Genomic DNA, 18,666 nt, shown 5'->3' with positions numbered 1-18,666 from the left:
TTTATTATTACGCTAAAAGCGCGTCGATTTTTTGTGCAAGAGCAGCTTTTGACTGTGCCCCGACAATTTGATCTACCATTCTTCCGTCTTTAAAGAACATGATAGTAGGGATAGAGCGGATGCCAAATTTTACTGCGATTTCTTGCTCTTCATCTGTGTTTACTTTACAGATTTTTGCTTTGCCATCGTAGTCATTTGCCAGCTCTTCGATTACAGGAGCTATCATACGACAAGGTCCACACCACGGTGCCCAAAAATCTACTAAAGAAACACCCTCTTTTAAAGTTGCTTCAAAATCTGCGTTAGTTAACTCTATATATTTTCCCATCGTAATTTCCTTTTTGGTTTAAGTCTGTGCATTATACAAACCTAACTCTTTAAAGTTGCTTTGTTTGGGAAAGTAGCTAGAAATTTACAAACTCTATTTTTCTGCCTCTATAGATAGCGCATTGGCTAAAGCCTAGCTGTTTTGCCATTTTTGTTATCTCTTTGGAGTAGAGTCCGACTTGTTCGGGTTTATGCGCATCAGAGGCAAAAGTAATGGGGATATCTAGTTTTTTAATCTCTTGAAGCAGCGAAAAAGACGGATAGGCTTCGCCGATTGGTTTTCTAAAACCTGCTACATTTATTTCAACGCTCATATCTGCTTCTTTAATGGCAAGAAGCGCATTTTTGGCTATTTCGTTTATCTCTTTTTTGGGCATGTATTTGAAAATCTTGATTAGGTCTAAGTGTCCTACGATATCAAAAAGTCTGCTTTTTGCCATCTCTTCTATAGCATCAAAATATTTTTGCCAAATCTCATCTATATCTTGGTTTTGGTAGCTTCCTATAAATTCTGGGTTGTCAAATCCCCACTCCTCTATAAAATGCACGGAGCCGATAAGATAGTCAACGTTTGCGTTTAAAACCCTCTCGTCCATGTATCCTTTGAGAAAATCAACTTCGTATCCTAAGAAAATCTCTATCTCTTTTTCGTACTTTTTTTTCGCCTCAAGAATGCTCTGTTCATACTCCTGCATCTGGTGAAAACCGATGCGATACTGTTCATCAAAATTCATCGGTGCGTGTTCTGAAAAGCCAAAATAGCGAATGCCGCATTTGATGGCTTGTTCGATGTACTCAGAGATTTCACCCTCTGCATGATTGCAAAGTTTTGTGTGGTTGTGTAGGTCTGCTATCATCTGGTTTATTCCAAGTTTTATCTATTTTTATGATATTATAGTGACAAAAAATAAATTTATCTGATTTTTAAAAGAATGGAGAATTGATTATGACGCAGGAAGAGCTTGATGCTTTAATGAGCGGCGGATTTGATGATATGGATGTTCAGGATGGGGAGGAGGCACCTTTAGAGGAAGAAGTTTTGGATGAGCAGAGCGAAGCATTTGAAGAAGAGGCGGCTGCAAAAAAAATTCCTGATGCACCTGTGGGGTATAGTAAAGAAACAGCACACCATTGGCCAATGCCTGCAACAGATGAAAACAAAATGGTGCATCAGCTTGATGATGTCACGAGAGAGAGCGAAGAGAAAGCAAGTGAGATTTTTGATATCATCGATGGCGTTTCAAACCAGCTGATGGAGGGCGAAGGCTCCCTTGGCAATGTGATAGAAGCACTTGAGAGCAACATCACTCTCTTTGCAACGCTTAGTAAAAAATTTCCTGACGTTGCAGCTTTTGGAGTACAGCTAGAGAAAAACAGCACTGCTTTGGATGAGGCAAACCAAACTTTGCAAACGCTGCAATCAAGCGGTGAGTCAATCATGAGCGTTATGGATATTATGCAGTATCAAGATATCCATAGACAAAAGATTGAGCGTGTTATAAATGTTATGCGCGCACTTTCCAACTATATGAACTCTCTTTTTGAAGGAAGAATCGCTGATGAAAAGAGAGTTTCTTCAGCGCAACATATCGTCGGCGATACGCACAATGAGCTTGCGTCCAATGAAGATATAGAAGCACTTTTGGCACAGTTTTCAAGCAATGCAAAAGGTTGAGTTGTTATCTCCGGCGGGGACGCTTGAGAAGTTAAAGATTGCTATAGATTTTGGTGCAGATGCGGTATATGGCGGAGTGAGCCACTTTTCTTTGCGTATTCGTTCAGGAAAAGAGTTCAGTTTTGAGGAGTTTGAAGAGGGGATTGCGTATGCACATGCCAGAGGCAAAAAAGTGTATGCAACTATCAATGGATTTCCTTTTAACTCTCAGCTAAATCTTTTGAAAAAACATATATTAAAAATGGCGGAGCTAAAACCGGATGCTTTCATTGTGGCAACCCCAGGTGTGCTTAAACTTTGCCATGAGTTAGTACCCGATATGCCGCTTCACCTCTCAACGCAAGCAAATGTTATGAATGTTTTGGATGCAAAAGTATATGCGGATATGGGGGCTACCCGTATCATTACCGCGAGAGAGATTTCGCTTCGTGATTTGGTGGAGATAAAAAAAGAGCTTCCGGAGTTGGAGCTTGAGGTTTTTGTGCATGGGTCTATGTGTTTTGCCTACAGCGGGCGCTGCCTTATCTCGACACTTCAAAGCGGGCGTGTGCCAAATCGCGGAAGCTGTGCAAATGATTGCCGTTTTCCGTATGAGATGTATGCCGCAAACCCAGAGACGGGAACGCTTTTTAGGCTTGAAGAAGATGAAGGCATAGGAACCTACATCATGAACTCAAAGGATCTCAATCTCGCTTCGCATATAAAAGAGATTTTAGAGACGGGTGCCGTTGATTCTATCAAAGTTGAAGGTCGTACGAAAACAGCTTACTACGCCGCAGTTACGGCAAAAGCTTATAGGATGGCGATAGATGACTACTACAACGGCGTAAACGATGTAGAGAAGTATCAGTATGAACTAAATTCTTTGCAAAATCGCGGTTATACGGATGCTTATCTTATCTCAAGACCTTTTGAGAAACATGATACTCAAAGCCTTGACTTTACGATGCAGCTTGGAACGCATCAGGTAAGCGGTCAGGTTGAAGAAAACGGGGAGTATTTTTTATGTAAATATAAAACCCTGCCCAATGATGAACTTGAAATCGTCGCTCCGCTTGGCTCACGCATAGAGATTGTAGATAACGAGATAGGCACAACCTATGAGAGAGACGGTAGAACCTATCTGAAATTAAAGCAGTTGGTAGCACAAAACAAGAAGATTTGGGATGAGGTACATAGCGGCAATTTAAACCCTATAAAACTTCCAACAAAACTCCCGCCGTACACCTTTTTGAGGATTCCTTCGCATCCGGATATGGGAACGTATCCAAAAGCCTAAATTTAACAAGCTATGCTATAATCGCCCATCAAAAAAAAGGAAGAAGAGATGAAATTTGTTTCGATTGTAATAGGAAGCAGAAGTGATTATGAGATTATGAAATCTTGTTCAGATACGCTAGAGGCGTTTGGCGTTCAGTATGAAATGATTATCTCTTCGGCGCATCGTTCACCTGAGAGAACAAAAGAGTATATTGTAAAAGCAGAGAAAAAAGGTGCACAGGTTTTCATCGCGGCTGCCGGTATGGCTGCTCACTTGGCAGGTGTTTTATCTTCTAAAACGGTAAAACCTATTATCGGCGTGCCTATGAGTGCTTCGGCTTTAAGTGGGATAGATGCTCTTTTATCAACCGTTCAAATGCCCGCAGGAATGCCTGTTGCTACGGTAGCCATAGGAAAAGCAGGGGCGATTAACTCGGCGTATTTGGCTATGCAGATACTGGCTCTTGAGAATGAAGAACTGGCTGTGAAGCTTAAAGAAGACCGTATCGCCAAGGCGAAAAAAGTTGAGATGGACTCAATGGAGATAGAGACAATACTATAAACGTTGGTTAAGCAGAAACTAATATTAGATAATCAAACAAAGAGGCTGGCGCATGAAGTGGATGAGTGATGAAGAGTATATGGAACTAACCGGACTGGATATATCTGCTATTGACGATTTGGCAGACAGAGGAAAACTTACTCTAAAAGTAGAAGACGGTGTAAGGTATATTGACCCATCCAAAGGAACCAGAGAAGTCGTTCCTGCCCAACTTAGAGAACTCTCTGCGCATAACACGAAAGAGATGTTGGTGCAGCCCCATTTTGTGGAAAAAACCATAGGCACTATCATTAATCTTCATGAGAAAGTGCTTGATGCAAAGGATGAGACACTTAAAGCGGTACGCGTTGAAAATGAGTTCTTAAGAGAGGCTCTTGCCTCTTTGCAGGAACTTTATGATGAAGATAGAAAAACCATCCACACGCTTCAAGAGCAGCTAAAACTCTCACAACAAGAGGTAGAGTTTATGAGAAGAAAATATAAACTGATGTGGAACAAAGCCATAGATGAACATACTGATAAATAGCAGATATTTATAGTATGACGATTGACGAAGCTTGTGTCAGCTGTATTATAAATCAGAGTGTTAAGGTAGCAAATGCCATTCATGCTTCTGAGTTGCTCTCTTGGGAGTTAACCTCTGCCGTCACGAAGATGAGTGAAACATTTTCTTACAATGATGCTCCGCCTGAAATCGCCTCTTATGTTTATGAAGAGATGGCACGTATCGCACATAAAACAGACCTTTATGACGAAGTAAAAGAGCTTTCTACAAAAAAAGCTCTCTCTTTTGTGCCGCTACTTAAAAAAGAACTCTCAAACTCTGCGGACAAACTCTTGACTGCCACAAAAATTGCGGTTGCGGGAAATGTTATAGATTTGGCAGCAGAGGTGGAGTTTGATCTGCAAGAGGAGCTTGACAAGATATTTTATACCGAGTTTGCCCATGACGATTTTGCTCTGCTAAAGGAGAAACTTTCTGTCGCAAAGAGCGTTTTGGTTATCGGCGACAATGTGGGAGAACATATTTTTGACTATATTTTTTTAGAAACGGCAAGGGAATTTTCTCCCGATGCACAATACTTCTACATGGTAAGAGGCAATCCAATCATAAACGATGTCACGCTCAAAGAGGCAACGGAAGCGGGTTTCGATAAGATTTGCGAAGTAGTTGACAGCGGTGTAAATACTCCCGGTTTTACCTACAATAGAGCAAACGCCTACGCAAAAGAGATTTTTGATAAAGCAGATTTGGTTATAAGCAAAGGGATGGGCAACTATGAGTGCATGAGCCCGTCTCACAGAAGCGGCATCTGTTTTTTACTCAAAGTAAAATGCGGGGTTGTCGCCGCCTCTTTAAAAAAAGAGGTCGGCGATATCGTTTGCAAAATAGTCTAGTTATTCAAACACCATCAGCGCGTAGCCGTTGTTTTGGTAAGAGATAGTCTCTAAAAAGCTGTTTGGAGATATTTTGACGGATGAGAGCACATCTTCTTTTGGAATCGTGTTGGCGTTAAGGCTCATAGCGCAAACAGTAATCTCCACCCCTCTTTTTGCCAGTTTTTGAAGCTGTTTATGAGATAGCTCTGCCGATTTGAGACTGTTTTCATCCACATATATTTCGTCATAATTTTTTGAGACTATCGGAGCGCAACCGCCATGGATGGTCATGGCAAATTTCGCGCTATCACCCTTTTGCTCAATCATATCTATAGTTCTTTCCACAAGCACCATACGGCTTGCGATGTAGGAGATGTCCTTTGCGTTACAGTTAAAAACTGCTTTGTACTCTTGGGCTAGGGTAGAAGTGATGAGTGCCATAAAGAGCAGAAAAAAGCGCTTCATGCTACTGTCCAAGTCCAAAAACGTTTGAGAGTGTGTTAATGTAGTTGAAGTAGCCTGTGATAGCCACTGCTTCTAAAACCTGCACATCGCTGTATCCTAACGCTTTAATGGCATCAATATCTTCTTTTAGTATTTTATAGTTGTCTTTTTGCGCAGCTCTTAAACAGAAGTTTAGCAGTGCTTTCTCTTTGGCATCTACATTCATGGCATCTACGCCTTGTAAGATATTTTCTATTTTTTCATCTGATAGCCCAAGCATTTTAGCTATGCTTTTGTGAACATCTACGCACATTTTGCATCCGTTTTCTTTTGAGACCAAAAGTGCAATAGCCTCTTTTATGTCGTATGAGAGCGTTGTTTCGTCAAGTAAATACTTTTGCACCATTGTATCGGTTGCAAAATAGATTTTTTCATCTACGGCCATAAGTTTAAAAATTTCGCCTAGTGTTCCGGTTTTTTCTAAAATCGGACGTGCCTTTTCTTGAATCGCAGGAGCCATCTCTTCAAATGTCGGTAGTTTTATATGTGCCATATATTTCCTTTAGTTTTTTTGTATTATAGAGTTTGATTCTTATTTTTGCTTGAGAGGATAAAGTTTTGCTTTGATATAATTGTGAAATTTTTTAAAGAGGCAATTTTATGATAACTTTTAGTCAAATGTTACTAAAACTACAAGAATTTTGGATGAATCAGGGGTGTAACATCGTTCAGCCATACGACATCCCTGCGGGGGCGGGAACATTTCATCCTGCTACGTTTCTCCGTTCACTTGATTCAACTCCATGGTCGGTTGCTTATGTGGCACCATCTCGCCGCCCCACAGACGGAAGATACGGAGAGAATCCAAACCGTCTTGGGAGCTACTACCAGTTTCAAGCCCTCATAAAACCGTCTCCTGACAACATTCAAGAACTTTACCTAAAGTCGTTGGAGTACCTTGGGCTTGATGTAAAAAACCATGATATCCGATTTGTAGAAGATAACTGGGAGTCTCCGACGCTCGGAGCTTGGGGACTTGGCTGGGAAGTTTGGTTAAATGGCATGGAAGTAACACAGTTTACATATTTTCAACAAGTAGGCGGCATAGAGTGCAATCCAGTCGCGGTTGAGATAACCTACGGAACGGAGCGACTTGCGATGTATCTGCAAGGTGTGGACACTGTTTTTGACATAGTTTGGGGCGAAAATGAGCACGGCAAAACGCTTTACCGCGATGTTCACAAAGAGGCAGAAATAGAGTTTTCAAAATATAACTTTGAAGTAGCAGATACAGCTATGCTCTTTGCCGAGTTTAACGCAAAAAGCGATGAGTGCCTAAGAACACTAGAAGCAGGTCTTCCTCTTCCTGCTTATGACCTATGTATGATGGCAGCCGGAACTTTCAATGTCCTAGACGCTAGAAAAGCAATCAGCCAAACGGAGAGACAAAACTATATACTAAAAATCCGTGAACTTTCACGTGGGTGTGCAGAACTTTATAAGGCTCAAGAGGAAGAGAGAAACAAGAGGGTTAAGGGGTAAAATATGACAATTTGTCATATTTTTTATAAAATTAAATATTTTTAGTTACTATAAAACCTAATTTCATTTAGGAGAAATAGTATGAAACTGCCAAATTTATTTACATACAACTACAAAGATGAGTTAAATATTAATATGCAAATATCACAATTATTATCCATTAGGACTATTGAACTGTTTGCAGGAGTTGGTGGTTTTAGACTAGGTTTAGAAAAAGCTGGTTTAAAAAACAAATTTTATAGAGTAGTTTGGAGTAACCAGTGGGAGCCTTCTACAAAAACTCAACATGCTTCTGATGTATATTGCGCTAGGTTTGGGTATGAAAATCACTCAAATGAAGATATTTCTACAGTTGATGTAGCGGATATTCCTGAGCATGACCTGCTTGTAGGGGGGTTCCCATGTCAAGATTATTCTGTTGCAAGTACTCTAAAAAATTCACATGGTATCATCGGAAAAAAAGGTGTTCTTTGGTGGGAAATTTACAGAATTTTAGAGCAAAAAAAAGAAAAAGCACCTAAATATTTAATGCTTGAAAATGTAGATAGACTTTTAAAATCCCCTGCTTCTCAGAGAGGCAGAGATTTTGCAATTATATTATCGTCTTTAAATTCTCTGGGTTATGGTGTTGAATGGAGAGTTATAAATGCAAGTGACTATGGTATGCCGCAAAGAAGACGAAGAATTTTTATTATGGCTTATAAAAATGGGACAAATCTACATCTAAATTTAAAACAAAAAATGCCTCAAGAAATTCTCAATAAAGATGGTATCTTTGCTAAAACATTTCCTATTAAAACGGTTTATAAAGAAGATATTGTCTCTTTTGAGTTAACAAATGATTTGGTTGATATTACAAATAATTTCAATAAAAACAGTCCAAAAAAAAATAGTTTTTATGAGACTGGGTATATGATAGATGGAGTGTTTTATACAGCTACATGTAAGGCTGAGCATCAAGGCGATTTTAGTGCTCTTGGTGATTTTTTACAAGATGCAAAAGATGTGCCAAAAGAGTTTTATATAAGCGATGAAGAACTTGAAAAATGGAAATATCACAAAAACGCAAAATCAATCGAGAGAGTAAATAAAACAACAGGGCACAAATATCTTTATAGTGAAGGTGGCATGTCTTTTCCTGATTGCCTTAAAAAGCCATCCAGAACGATTATAACCGGTGAAGGTGGGGCGAGTGCCTCGCGTTTTAAGCATGTCGTTTGTGTTGATGGAAGATATAGAAGACTAACACCTATTGAATTAGAGAGATTAAATATGTTTCCCGATAATCATACGACAGGTGTAAGTGATACAAAAAGAGCTTTTTTGATGGGCAATGCTTTGGTTGTTGGGATTGTTGAGAGACTTGGAAAGCAACTATTAGAAGAGGTATAAGAAAAATGAATATAAAAACTTTCTCATATAGATATTCTCAAGAGGTTTTGGAGCACCCATGCTGCAAAGAAGCCCTGAAAGAAATTACGGATATATGTTCCAAATGTCCATTACCGATTTATAAAAACAAATCTGCATCACAGCCAAAACTTGATGTTGTTCAGCAGATAATAAATACTTATTTTAAGATTGCATTTGAAAACAGCAACTGGGAGTCAGAACCACTTGTCACACCGGATAATAATGATGATTCACTAAGAGGTGATTTTAGAAAATCATTTAAGAAGAAAGTATCAAAAGATAATCGTGAAAATATAACATTACAAGTCGAAGTTGAGATGGGAAATATTGCAAGTTCATATAGAAATTATTTTAAATTTCAATTATCATATAGCTACAAACTTGCTGATATTGCAATACTAATCCTACCATGCGATAATTTAAGCAAGAGAATTGATAGCGGTGTAGCTTCATTTGAAAAAACTGTTAGAGAAATACCATCGGCGGATTTGTCGATAACAGTTCCTATTTTGGTTATTGGTTTAGATGATTCAAATGTTGAAGAAATTGATATTTCAAAGATAACAAATGATATGGAAGTTGTTAAAGGCTCAAAAAATAATTATAAAAAAAGACATGTTGATTTAGTAAAAAGCATTATATGAACGAAACCCTCATAGGTCAAATCGACAAAATCCTCTTTGAAGAAGAGGCTTTTTTTATAGCAGTTCTAAAGAGCGGTGAAAAAATTAGCGGTTCTTACTTTGAGAGCGCGGTCTCACATCTAAAAGATAGTGCTGTTACGCTTAGAGGGTATTGGGAAGAGCATAAAAAGTATGGCAAGACATTTAAGTTTGAGTATATAAAAGTAAATCAAAATGAGCTTTTTTTCTTTCTCAATAAAATCATAAAAGGGTTTACCAAAAAGCTGACAGCCGAGCTTATAGAACATTTCGGTAATGAACAACTTATTGAGATTTTGGATAACGACATAGAAAAACTGCTTGAGTTTAGCGGGATAAAAGAGAAGCGGCTAAAAAAGATACAGGCTTCATGGAAAAAGTTTCGTTCTATGCGTAAAATCGGAGAGTTTTTGAGTCCCTATGATGTAACTCCTGCACTCTTAACTACCATTGCAACGGCGATGCGTGATGTCGAAGAGCCGTGTGAGAAGATAAAAAATAATCCCTACATTTTAACTTCCATAAATCACATAGGTTTTAAGAGAGCCGATGAGCTAGCCCTTAAGATGGGAGTAAAAAAAGACGATGAAAACCGTATAAGTTCGGCTATGGACTATGTACTAATCAACTATTGCGAAGCGCAGGGCAACTCTTGTGTAGCAAAAGAGATACTTTTTTGTGAGCTTGACGAACTGCTCACTTTTAGTGATAAAAATCATCTTTACGAGGCAACTCTAATTGAGAGAGTAAGTGAGGGCAGTATAGTTTTGATGAAAAATAACCGTCTCTCACCATCGCGTCTTTATGATGCGGAGAAGTTTTTGCATGATGATTTTAAGAGGAGAGCTAAGTTAGACAGCGGGGGATTTGTAAAAAATCTCGATGAGTTTTTAAAAGAGAATGAATTTCAACTCGGCGAGCAGCAAAAAGAGGCGGTGCAGAAGATAAATGACGGTGCATCACTGCTCTTTTTGGTCGGATATGCGGGAACCGGAAAAAGCACGACATCAAGAACTATTCTCAACCTTTTAAACACGAAATATGATAAAAAAGAGATTATTACCTGCGCACTCAGCGGTATAGCTTCACAGCGTATCGCCGATACTACGGGCTATGAGAGTGCGACTATCCAATCACTGTTGGTTAAGTTTGAAGATAGAGACGATTTTCCTTACTCCGTTGTTTTGATAGATGAAGCATCTATGATAAATTCTTCTCTTTTTGCAAGACTGGTTTCAAAAATCAGCAAAAATGCCGTCTTGATAATTGTCGGGGATGATGCGCAGCTTCCTCCAATCGGTGCGGGAAATATTCTTAGCGATGTTTTGACGCTTCAGCTCGCACCCATAGTAAAACTTACAAAAATTTACAGGCAGAGCGAAGATAAGGCTATAACTCTCATCGCAAATGATATACGAAAAGGCACGGTGCCGGAGTATAAAAAAGAGTATGAAGATTTTGAGTTTATAGATATTTCCATGCAAAACTATTATGCTATAAAAAACCAACTCTCCCACAAAGAGCTTCAAGAGCTAAGAGAGGAGAATTCGGTACAGATAGTTACCGAGATTGCACACAAGGTCATAGAGTCGATTCAAAAAGCCAGATACAGGCTAAACAACAAGCTTATAAAAGAGTATCTAAACTATTTTCAGGTCATTACCCCCATGAAAGGCGGCACTTTGGGGGCAGCCAACTTAAACATAGTTTTGCAGGAATACTTTAATCCAAACCCTAAAAAGTGTGTAAAAAAGGGCGGTGTTGAGTTTCGGCTGATGGATAAAGTGGTGCATACCAAAAATGAAAATATGACCTCTTGGAGCGGCGATGGGTACAAAAACGGCGAAGATGCGGCACAGAGACGTATATTTAACGGTATGAGCGGGCTTCTTTTTAAGATAGAAGAGGATGATGAACAGGCTTTTGTTTTTTACCCGAACGAGGATGTCGTAGTTGTTTATGAGTATGAGGAGCTGCGTAGCCATCTTATGCTCTCCTACGCGCTAACCATCCATAAAGTCCAAGGGATGGAGTATGATATCGTCGTTATTCCCATGAGCTTTTCACACTTTGTCATGCACAACACAAAGCTTATCTATACAGCAGTTACAAGAGCAAAACATCGCTGTATAGTCATCGGCGAGAGCACGGCTTTTGAGAGTGCATGCAGAAAACTTGAAGTGACCGCAAGAGATACGGTGCTTTTAGAACTATAACCGATTTTAACATAAAAAATTTTAAAAAATATAAGTTAAAATTTATATTAAAGAGGTACAATTAGGCGACATTTTAAGAAAATATTTATTAATGTGGAGTAAAAGGATAGTGAAGCGTAAATACCCAATCATTTTTTTTAGCCTGCTACTCGGCAATTTTTCTTTTTTATATGCCGCTACTCTTGAGTTTTCTCTGCAAGAAGTCCTCAAAACAAATCCTTCCATTATTACGAAACGAAAAGAGCTTAATGTTGCGCAGCATGAACTTGAACTAGCCAAGTCAGGCTATTATCCGACGCTTAATGTTCAGGGGTCTTACGGAGTAGAACAGGCGCAATCCCAACTGACTCAATATGAAAAAAAAGATTGGAGTACATGGAATACCGGCGCAACGTTAACACAAAATCTCTTTAGCGGTTTTGCAACGGATTATGATGTTAAAACAAAAAAGTACAAAGTAAAAGCCAGAGAATTTGCTCTTCAAGAACAAGCAAACGACTTGGCGCTTACAACTATAAAAAGCTATCTTGACCTTATCCGTTCTTATGAGCTGCTTTTGGTAGATATAGAAAATGTAAAACTTCACGAAAAATTTTTTAATGATGTTAGGGCAAGAACCAAGGGCGGCGGCGGGCGGATTTCTGATTTTATGGAAGTATCCGCAAAACTGGCGTTGGCATCTTCAAATCTTCTTGCGCAAGACAATAACTATCAAGATATATTGGCAAATTTTCATAAAGTGTTGGGGCGGTATGAAGAGGGAAAAAATCTTGTATGCCCTAGCGAGGTAAAGGATTTGCCATCCACGCTGGATATTTCGCTAGAGGAAGCGTTGAAGTCAAATCCATCTATTTTGGTAAGCCGTTATGAGATAGAAGCCGCCAAAACGGCGATGCGATTGGAGTATAGTGAATATATGCCAAGCATTGATGCGGCTATGAAAACAAATACATCGGAAAATGCAAGCGGAATGGGCGGGAAAAATGAATCTTATTCAGCACTTTTAACGCTCTCGTGGAATCTTTACAATGGCGGTGCCAGCGATGTAAAAGTAAAAAAGGCAATTTCAGAGATTGAGATTGCTACCGAAAAGCTCCATACGATTCAGCGTGAAGTAATGGAAAATATGGGATTGTCGTACAATGCCTATGTAAGCCTTAAGCGTCAAAAAGAGTTTTTGGCTATCTATGAAGAGGTAAGCTCACAGAAAAAACAGTATTACTTAGAAGAGTTTGATTTGGGGCGACGCACTCTCATTGACATCTTGGATACGGAAGATGAGTATATTACCGCAAAACGCAAATCAATCCAAAACAAGTATGATTTGCTTTATGCCCAGTACCGTATTTTGGATGCCAAAGGAACTCTTTTGTCCCATTTCAATATCGATATCGCAGGCAGTTTAAAGCGAGAGTATAACTATAAGAGCGAAAATGTTGAACAAGACCATGTCACTGCTATCTGTCAAAACAGCAGCGATATAGCATTTGGCGTATATGGTTGTGAGTCAATTCCCAAGTATGCAAGCTATGAGTTTTTAAAACTAAATTTGGCAATAGATTTAAATAAAAGCACAGAGCCAAACAGTACAGACGTACTTCATAGCACTCATGAAGCGTCCGTAACACCGCCGTCTGAACCGACACCTCCTCTAAAGCAGCCGCCTGAGAGTATCTCTGCTTGTGAGAATCATCCAAAATATACTCAAGCTATGGAGTATTTGCAAAATAATGTATCTCACGATAAAGCATTTGAACTCTTGACGCAGGCGGCAGAGGAAGGCAATGTTAAGTCACAGTTTGTGCTGGCTAGAATGTACAATCAAGGCAGCGGCGTAGCTATTGACAAAAATAAAGCGGCGTATTGGTATATAAAATCAGCAGAGGCAGGATATACACCGTCTTACTTGATAGTTTGGAGTTATTATCGGGACGGAAGATGCGGTATCCAAAAAGATGCGCTAAAGGCTGAGCATTGGCGCAAAAAAGCCGTTGAAGCACGCAAAAGCGGTTTGGAGTTTGAATCAGACGCATGCGCCGCTGTTGTACAGTTGCCGGAAATCCCTTCAGCCGTACAAAAAAAGAGAGTTCCTATGGACGCTTCTTTTAAAGTGGAGCCGTTGGAACAGCGCTTGCGTGAGCTTGGAATTTCATTGGAAAGAGAGATATTGACCACTGAGAAATCTAAGATACTTGACATGCCGATTCCGCAAGTGGATGGAACAATCGAATCAGATACAAGGATAAATAATGATTGAAAACAATGACATTGATCCATTGCTGAGGTGTTTGGTACTTTATACCGAACTCTATCATATACCGCACAGTGCCGAGTCGCTAATCGCTGGACTTCCAATCCAAAATGGACAAAAATCGCCTGAACTTTTTTCGCCTGAGAGTTCAAAGGGGCTTTTTTCCCGTGCAGCCAGAAAAGCCGGATTGAGTTCTCGTATAGTTAAAAAAGATTTGCAAGAGATTTCGCCGCTTGTACTGCCTGCTATTTTAGTTCTTAGCGGTAAGAGCGCATGTATTCTTGAAGCATTCAGCAAAGACAAAAAACAGGCAAAGATTATTTTACCCGAAGCCGGCGGCGGGGAGTCATGGGTCTCAATCGAAGAGCTTGAGGGCGAGTATCTCGGATATGCGTTTTACTTAAAAAAAGAGTATAAAGTTGAAGCTCTTGAGAAAAAAAGCGACGAACACACAACAGGACATTGGTTTTGGGGAACAATGTGGATGTCACGATATATCTACCGTGATGTTATTTTGGCTTCGCTTATCATCAATATCGCACTGGTTGCAAGCCCTTTGTTTACGATGAATGTATATGACCGTGTTATCCCCAATGATGCACTGGAAACCATGTGGGTGCTAGCCAGCGGGATAATGCTTGTTTATGTTCTTGATATGATAATGAAGTTTACGAGAAGCTATTATCTTGAGATAGCGGCAAAAAAAAGTGATGTTATCATCTCTTCGATTTTATTTGAAAAAGTTTTGGATATTCGCATGAAAGCAAAACCAAAATCTGTAGGTTCGTTTGCCAATAATCTAAGAGAATTTGATGCCGTGCGTAGTTTTATCTCATCCGGGACATTGGTTGCATTAATAGACCTTCCTTTTTTAATCATATTTTTATTTGTCGTTTGGATGCTTGGGGGATGGATTGTCGCTATACCGACTATCCTCGGCGCTATGATTTTGCTATATACGCTAGCGATTAAAAATCCGCTTCAGCAGTCAATAAAACTGACACAAAAAGCAGCTTCAAATAAAAATAGCGTTTTGGTTGAGAGTTTGATGAATCTTGAAACCATTAAAACAATGGGAGCAAACGGGCAGTCGCAATGGAACTGGGAAGAGGCAAATGGGTATATTGCCGATGTGGGGTTAAAATCCAAACTTTTGAGCGCATCTATTCCTACGGTAACAAATTTTTTAATTCAGATGACAACGGTTCTGATGATTATCGCAGGTGTTTATATGATTCAGGAAAAAACTTTGACGATGGGGGCGCTAATAGCGGCTGTTATGCTCTCTTCCCGTGCGATGTCGCCTCTTGGTCAGGTGGCTTCGATGATTTCAAATTATGAAAATGTTAAAAGTTCTTATGCTTCATTGAGTGAAATCATGCAGTTGCCAAGCGAGCATCCTAATGATAAAGAATTTTTAAAACGAGTAAATTTGAATGGTGATATCGAATTTAAAAACGTAACGTTTAAATATCCTGATGAGGATAAATATACACTGCAAAATGTAAGCTTTAAAATTAGGCAGGGCGAGAGAGTCGGAATTGTAGGCAGAATCGGATCTGGAAAAACAACCGTTGAAAAATTGATGATGGGATTGTACGAGATAGATGAGGGGTCAATAATGGTTGACGGTATTGATATTTACCAAATTGATCCGGTGGATTTGAGAAAAAATATAAGTTATGTTCCTCAGGATATATCGCTTATGAAGGGAACAGTTCGTGAAAATATCATCTTCAGGGAGCCGTCTGCGGATGAGAGGATGATTTTTAAGGCGGCACGCATCAGCGGTGCGGAAGAGTTTATCAATCGCCATCCAAGGGGATTTGATATGAATGTCGGCGAGCGAGGAGAGGGTATCTCAGGCGGGCAGCGTCAAAGTATCGCAATTGCCAGAGCGATTGTCGCCGATGCCCCTATTATGATTTTTGATGAACCTACAAGTATGATGGACAGTATAAGCGAAGAAAAAATCAAGAAAAACCTTACGGAAATCTTTGAGAACAAAACCATAATCGTTGTTACACATAAGACTTCATTGCTTGATTTGGTAGATCGTCTTCTTGTTTTTGAAAACGGTAAAATTATTGCGGACGGTCCTAAAAAAGAGATAATGGAAAAATTATCAAAGGGTCGCTCATGAAACGTAAAAATATTTTTTCAAACAGTGTTGAAGATCTTGACTATATGTCGAGTTTTAATAGAGCCGCTAAGAAAACGACTACAAGAGGATCTCGTATCTTCGTTTGGTCGATTAGCGCCTTAGTGCTTGGAACAATCGTTTGGATGCATTTGGCAGAGATTGACGAAATTACAAAAGGAGAGGGCAAAGTTATCCCGTCCATGCATCTTCAGGTAGTTCAAAATCTTGAAGGCGGAATCGTTAAAGAGCTGATGGTCCGTGAGGGAGACAGCGTCAAAAAAGGAGATATACTGCTTCAGCTGAGCGATATCAAGGCGGTGAGTGATTTTAAGGAGAATCATCTGCAATACAAATCGCTAAAGGCAAAATTATATCGCCTTGAAGCCGAATCCAATGCGCAGGATTTTGTTGTAGATGCATCCAAAAAAGAGGAAGTTTCTGAATTTTTTGCGCATGAACTGTCTATTTTTTTGAGCAACAAAACACAGCTGGTTAACAAAATAAAAATTTTAAATGAGCAGCTCAACCAAAAAATAAATGAGTATGACAGTGCAAAATCAAAAATGGAGTTGTTGGAAGAAAATAAAAATTTGATTTTGAAAGAAGAGCAAATTTCCAAAGAGCTTTTAGGACGGGGAGTTGAGGCAAAGGTTGATTTTTTGAAGCTTCAACGTGAAAGAAATGAGATTGAACGCCAAATTGACGATGTGAAAAATTCCATCCCAAGAACTCGCTTTGCAATCAACGAGCTTAAAGGCAAAATGCAGCAAGAGAAGATTGACTACCAAACAAAAGCAAAGCAGGAGTTTAGCGAGGCGGTTGCGGAGATTGAGCGTTTAAAAGCAGGAGCGCTCCCGCTTCAAGATCAGGTGACCAGGACAAAACTTGAAGCCCCTGTTAACGGTATCGTGAAGCAGCTTTTTGTCAATACTGTCGGAGGGGTTATACGCCCCGGTATGGATATTTTGGAAATTGTTCCAAGCGATGCAAGTTTGCTTGTTGAAACAAAGATCAAACCTTCGGATATCGCATTTATTCATCAAGGGCAAAAGGCGATTGTTAAGTTTAGCGCATACGATTTTTCGATTTATGGCGGCATGACCGGAGAGGTATATCAGATTAGCTCAGATACCATTGTGGACCAGCAAAAACAAGAGAGTTATTACATCGTAAAGGTTAGGATAAATCAACATGACGATATAAACCAGCGACTCTCAAATGTTGATATTATTCCCGGTATGACGGCGGCGGTCGATATCATTACGGGAAGAAAAACCATACTGCAATATTTGCTAAAACCAATCATCAAAGCCAAACAAAATGCATTGACGGAAAAATAGATGATACATATAAATGTTATTAGCAGTTCAAAAACATTTGAGAAACAGCTGACCTCTAAACTATTGCCGCTGGGCTATAAAGTAAGTCAATTTGACGCAAACAAAACAGAGGATGGCAGTAATAATTTTTTTATTATTGATTTGGATTCAGCAGATATGAACTATGGCGAGTTAGCATTTTTTGTTCAGGAGTATCCGCATTCTACCTTTATGGGTATGAGTGCGTTGCCCCGTTTTAATCAAGGGGTTCAGGTTTTAAAAAGCGGCATGAAGGGGTATCTGAATAGTTTTACAAATCAGTTAAATCTTGAACATGCAATCAAAACAGTGCTTGGCGGAGGTGTATGGATAGATCCAGGGGTTGTGCAAGAAATCATTGCAAATATAAGCCTGAAAAAAACAGCCCAAAACTCTCTTGATGAAGAAGATCCTCTAAGTGCCAGAGAAATGCAGGTGGCGCATTATGTTTCATGCGGTTTGTCTAATTTGGAGATAGCTAAGCAGTTAGAAATAACAGAGCGTACGGTAAAAGCACATATTTTGGCATGTTATCAAAAGCTCGGGGTGCATGACCGTGTGGGTCTTGTTTTATGGGTGAAAGGGAGAGAGAATGCATAATACATTCAACGGTAAATTAAACGACCTTATTCAAACCGCACAGAAATATTTGTCCGAAACATATGACATGGAAGTAAAACTACAGAGCAATGTTACGCTTTTGATGATTCGCAGCTTTGATGATATCGTTACTACATGCAAAGAGGAAATCAGCGATGCGGACGAAAAGCATGTCGCTTTTATTTTAAAAACACTATGTTCTATAGACGTAAACAATTTGAACAAAAAAGAGCTGTTTGAACAGGTAGAGCGGTTTTTGTCCAGATATATCAACCCTGTTTCAAAAAATAGGGATGATTTTTTTGCTGTAAATGAAAAAAATATAATTTCAATGATAAATCTTAAACAAAACTGCATAGAAGCGCTAAAGATGATAAATTCCGAATGTAATTATCTTCGTAATAAGAACTTAGGAAGAATGAGATTTGCTGCGGAGATTGACAAATATAATGCTCTGGCAGCTAGGCTTGAAAATATACAAAATTTACTGGAAAAAAGAATTGAGTATGATGCGGACAAGATACTTGATAGTATAGTCGAAAATTTCTATATAATCTATATATTTCTAGTGGCTTTATACCGTTATACCCAATACAACAGCGCAGTTATTGATTATGTGATTATCCTTTCTCTTGTTGACAGGATGCTTTATATAGTAGATCCCTTGTTGCAAAGCAGGGCACTCAAAAGCAAGTATCTTCTTTACTATCATGTGGTTTTTGAGCTAAAAGAGTTACGCCTGCTTCTTCTTAGCCAGCTTTAATATTCCTTCTGGGTCACCTCTATTTTGTCCGATTGGACAATATCTTTTTAGTCTCCTTTTTATTATAATT

Annotated in this window: 18 protein-coding genes; 14 read left to right on the top strand and 4 right to left on the bottom strand. The window is 39.2% G+C overall.

Annotated elements, in window-relative coordinates:
- Positions 1-7 precede the first annotated feature (7 nt).
- Together trxA and PHY84_RS03035 are read right to left on the bottom strand one after the other, a co-directional pair.
- A complete protein-coding gene (trxA, locus tag PHY84_RS03040) occupies positions 8-328 on the bottom strand; it encodes a thioredoxin (protein ID WP_299857608.1) in 321 nt (106 codons plus the stop codon).
- A 76-nt stretch (positions 329-404) separates the two neighbouring features.
- Entirely contained in the window at positions 405-1,184 is a 780-nt protein-coding gene (locus PHY84_RS03035; RefSeq protein ID WP_299857606.1) for a histidinol-phosphatase, read from the bottom strand.
- An 89-nt stretch (positions 1,185-1,273) separates the two neighbouring features.
- Between PHY84_RS03035 and PHY84_RS03030 the strand changes: the two genes are divergently transcribed.
- From PHY84_RS03030 to PHY84_RS03010, 5 genes are read left to right on the top strand one after another with little or no spacing between them, the layout of a single operon-like run.
- Positions 1,274-2,002 carry a chemotaxis protein gene (locus PHY84_RS03030; RefSeq protein WP_299857604.1) on the top strand — a complete coding sequence of 243 codons (729 nt, stop codon included), beginning with the start codon at positions 1,274-1,276 and terminating at the stop codon, positions 2,000-2,002.
- The gene (locus tag PHY84_RS03025) at positions 1,989-3,281 is read left to right on the top strand and encodes a peptidase U32 family protein (RefSeq protein ID WP_299857602.1); all 1,293 of its coding nucleotides are present in this window, start codon (positions 1,989-1,991) and stop codon (positions 3,279-3,281) included. The genes PHY84_RS03030 and PHY84_RS03025 overlap by 14 nt, the downstream gene beginning before the upstream one ends.
- 48 nt (positions 3,282-3,329) lie before the next feature.
- Entirely contained in the window at positions 3,330-3,824 is a 495-nt protein-coding gene (purE, locus tag PHY84_RS03020; RefSeq protein WP_299857600.1) for a 5-(carboxyamino)imidazole ribonucleotide mutase, read from the top strand.
- Between the two features lie 52 nt (positions 3,825-3,876).
- Positions 3,877-4,350 carry a DUF3972 domain-containing protein gene (locus tag PHY84_RS03015; protein WP_299857598.1) on the top strand — a complete coding sequence of 158 codons (474 nt, stop codon included), beginning with the start codon at positions 3,877-3,879 and terminating at the stop codon, positions 4,348-4,350.
- Positions 4,351-4,364: 14 nt separating this feature from the next.
- Positions 4,365-5,222 carry an ARMT1-like domain-containing protein gene (locus PHY84_RS03010; protein WP_299857596.1) on the top strand — a complete coding sequence of 286 codons (858 nt, stop codon included), beginning with the start codon at positions 4,365-4,367 and terminating at the stop codon, positions 5,220-5,222.
- Here PHY84_RS03010 and PHY84_RS03005 read toward each other — a convergent pair whose 3' ends face one another.
- Both PHY84_RS03005 and PHY84_RS03000 read right to left on the bottom strand, forming a co-directional pair.
- The gene (locus PHY84_RS03005; RefSeq protein WP_299857594.1) at positions 5,223-5,669 is read right to left on the bottom strand and encodes a DsrE family protein; all 447 of its coding nucleotides are present in this window, start codon (positions 5,667-5,669) and stop codon (positions 5,223-5,225) included.
- 1 nt (position 5,670) lies between these two features.
- A complete protein-coding gene (locus PHY84_RS03000; protein WP_299857592.1) occupies positions 5,671-6,201 on the bottom strand; it encodes a carboxymuconolactone decarboxylase family protein in 531 nt (176 codons plus the stop codon).
- A 107-nt stretch (positions 6,202-6,308) separates the two neighbouring features.
- Here PHY84_RS03000 and glyQ point away from each other — a divergent pair, with 107 nt between their 5' ends.
- The 9 genes from glyQ to PHY84_RS02955 all read left to right on the top strand — a co-directional run bounded on the left by glyQ (position 6,309) and on the right by PHY84_RS02955 (position 18,596).
- Entirely contained in the window at positions 6,309-7,190 is an 882-nt protein-coding gene (gene glyQ / locus PHY84_RS02995) for a glycine--tRNA ligase subunit alpha (protein ID WP_299857590.1), read from the top strand.
- A gap of 81 nt (positions 7,191-7,271) precedes the next feature.
- Positions 7,272-8,582 (top strand): DNA (cytosine-5-)-methyltransferase, encoded by a 1,311-nt coding sequence (dcm, locus tag PHY84_RS02990; RefSeq protein WP_299857588.1) that lies wholly within the window; start codon positions 7,272-7,274, stop codon positions 8,580-8,582.
- Between the two features lie 5 nt (positions 8,583-8,587).
- Positions 8,588-9,247, top strand: coding sequence for a BglII/BstYI family type II restriction endonuclease (locus PHY84_RS02985; protein ID WP_299857586.1), 660 nt, complete (start codon positions 8,588-8,590; stop codon positions 9,245-9,247).
- Entirely contained in the window at positions 9,244-11,481 is a 2,238-nt protein-coding gene (locus PHY84_RS02980; protein ID WP_299857584.1) for an AAA family ATPase, read from the top strand. Before PHY84_RS02985 ends, PHY84_RS02980 begins: the two co-directional genes overlap by 4 nt.
- 109 nt (positions 11,482-11,590) lie before the next feature.
- A complete protein-coding gene (locus PHY84_RS02975; RefSeq protein WP_299857582.1) occupies positions 11,591-13,738 on the top strand; it encodes a TolC family outer membrane protein in 2,148 nt (715 codons plus the stop codon).
- Entirely contained in the window at positions 13,731-15,875 is a 2,145-nt protein-coding gene (locus tag PHY84_RS02970; RefSeq protein WP_299857579.1) for a type I secretion system permease/ATPase, read from the top strand. The genes PHY84_RS02975 and PHY84_RS02970 overlap by 8 nt, the downstream gene beginning before the upstream one ends.
- The gene (locus PHY84_RS02965; protein ID WP_299857577.1) at positions 15,872-17,215 is read left to right on the top strand and encodes an HlyD family type I secretion periplasmic adaptor subunit; all 1,344 of its coding nucleotides are present in this window, start codon (positions 15,872-15,874) and stop codon (positions 17,213-17,215) included. The genes PHY84_RS02970 and PHY84_RS02965 overlap by 4 nt, the downstream gene beginning before the upstream one ends.
- Entirely contained in the window at positions 17,216-17,833 is a 618-nt protein-coding gene (locus PHY84_RS02960) for a response regulator transcription factor (RefSeq protein WP_299857574.1), read from the top strand. It begins immediately after the preceding gene.
- Complete coding sequence (locus tag PHY84_RS02955) at positions 17,826-18,596, top strand: hypothetical protein (RefSeq protein ID WP_299857572.1); 771 nt, start codon at positions 17,826-17,828, stop codon at positions 18,594-18,596. Before PHY84_RS02960 ends, PHY84_RS02955 begins: the two co-directional genes overlap by 8 nt.
- The last annotated feature ends 70 nt before the right edge of the window (positions 18,597-18,666 follow it).

This window comes from Sulfurimonas sp. (assembly GCF_028694605.1).
Classification (GTDB): domain Bacteria; phylum Campylobacterota; class Campylobacteria; order Campylobacterales; family Sulfurimonadaceae; genus Sulfurimonas.
Note: the sequence above shows the minus strand (reverse complement) of the source record. Positions and strands in the feature narration are given on the sequence as shown.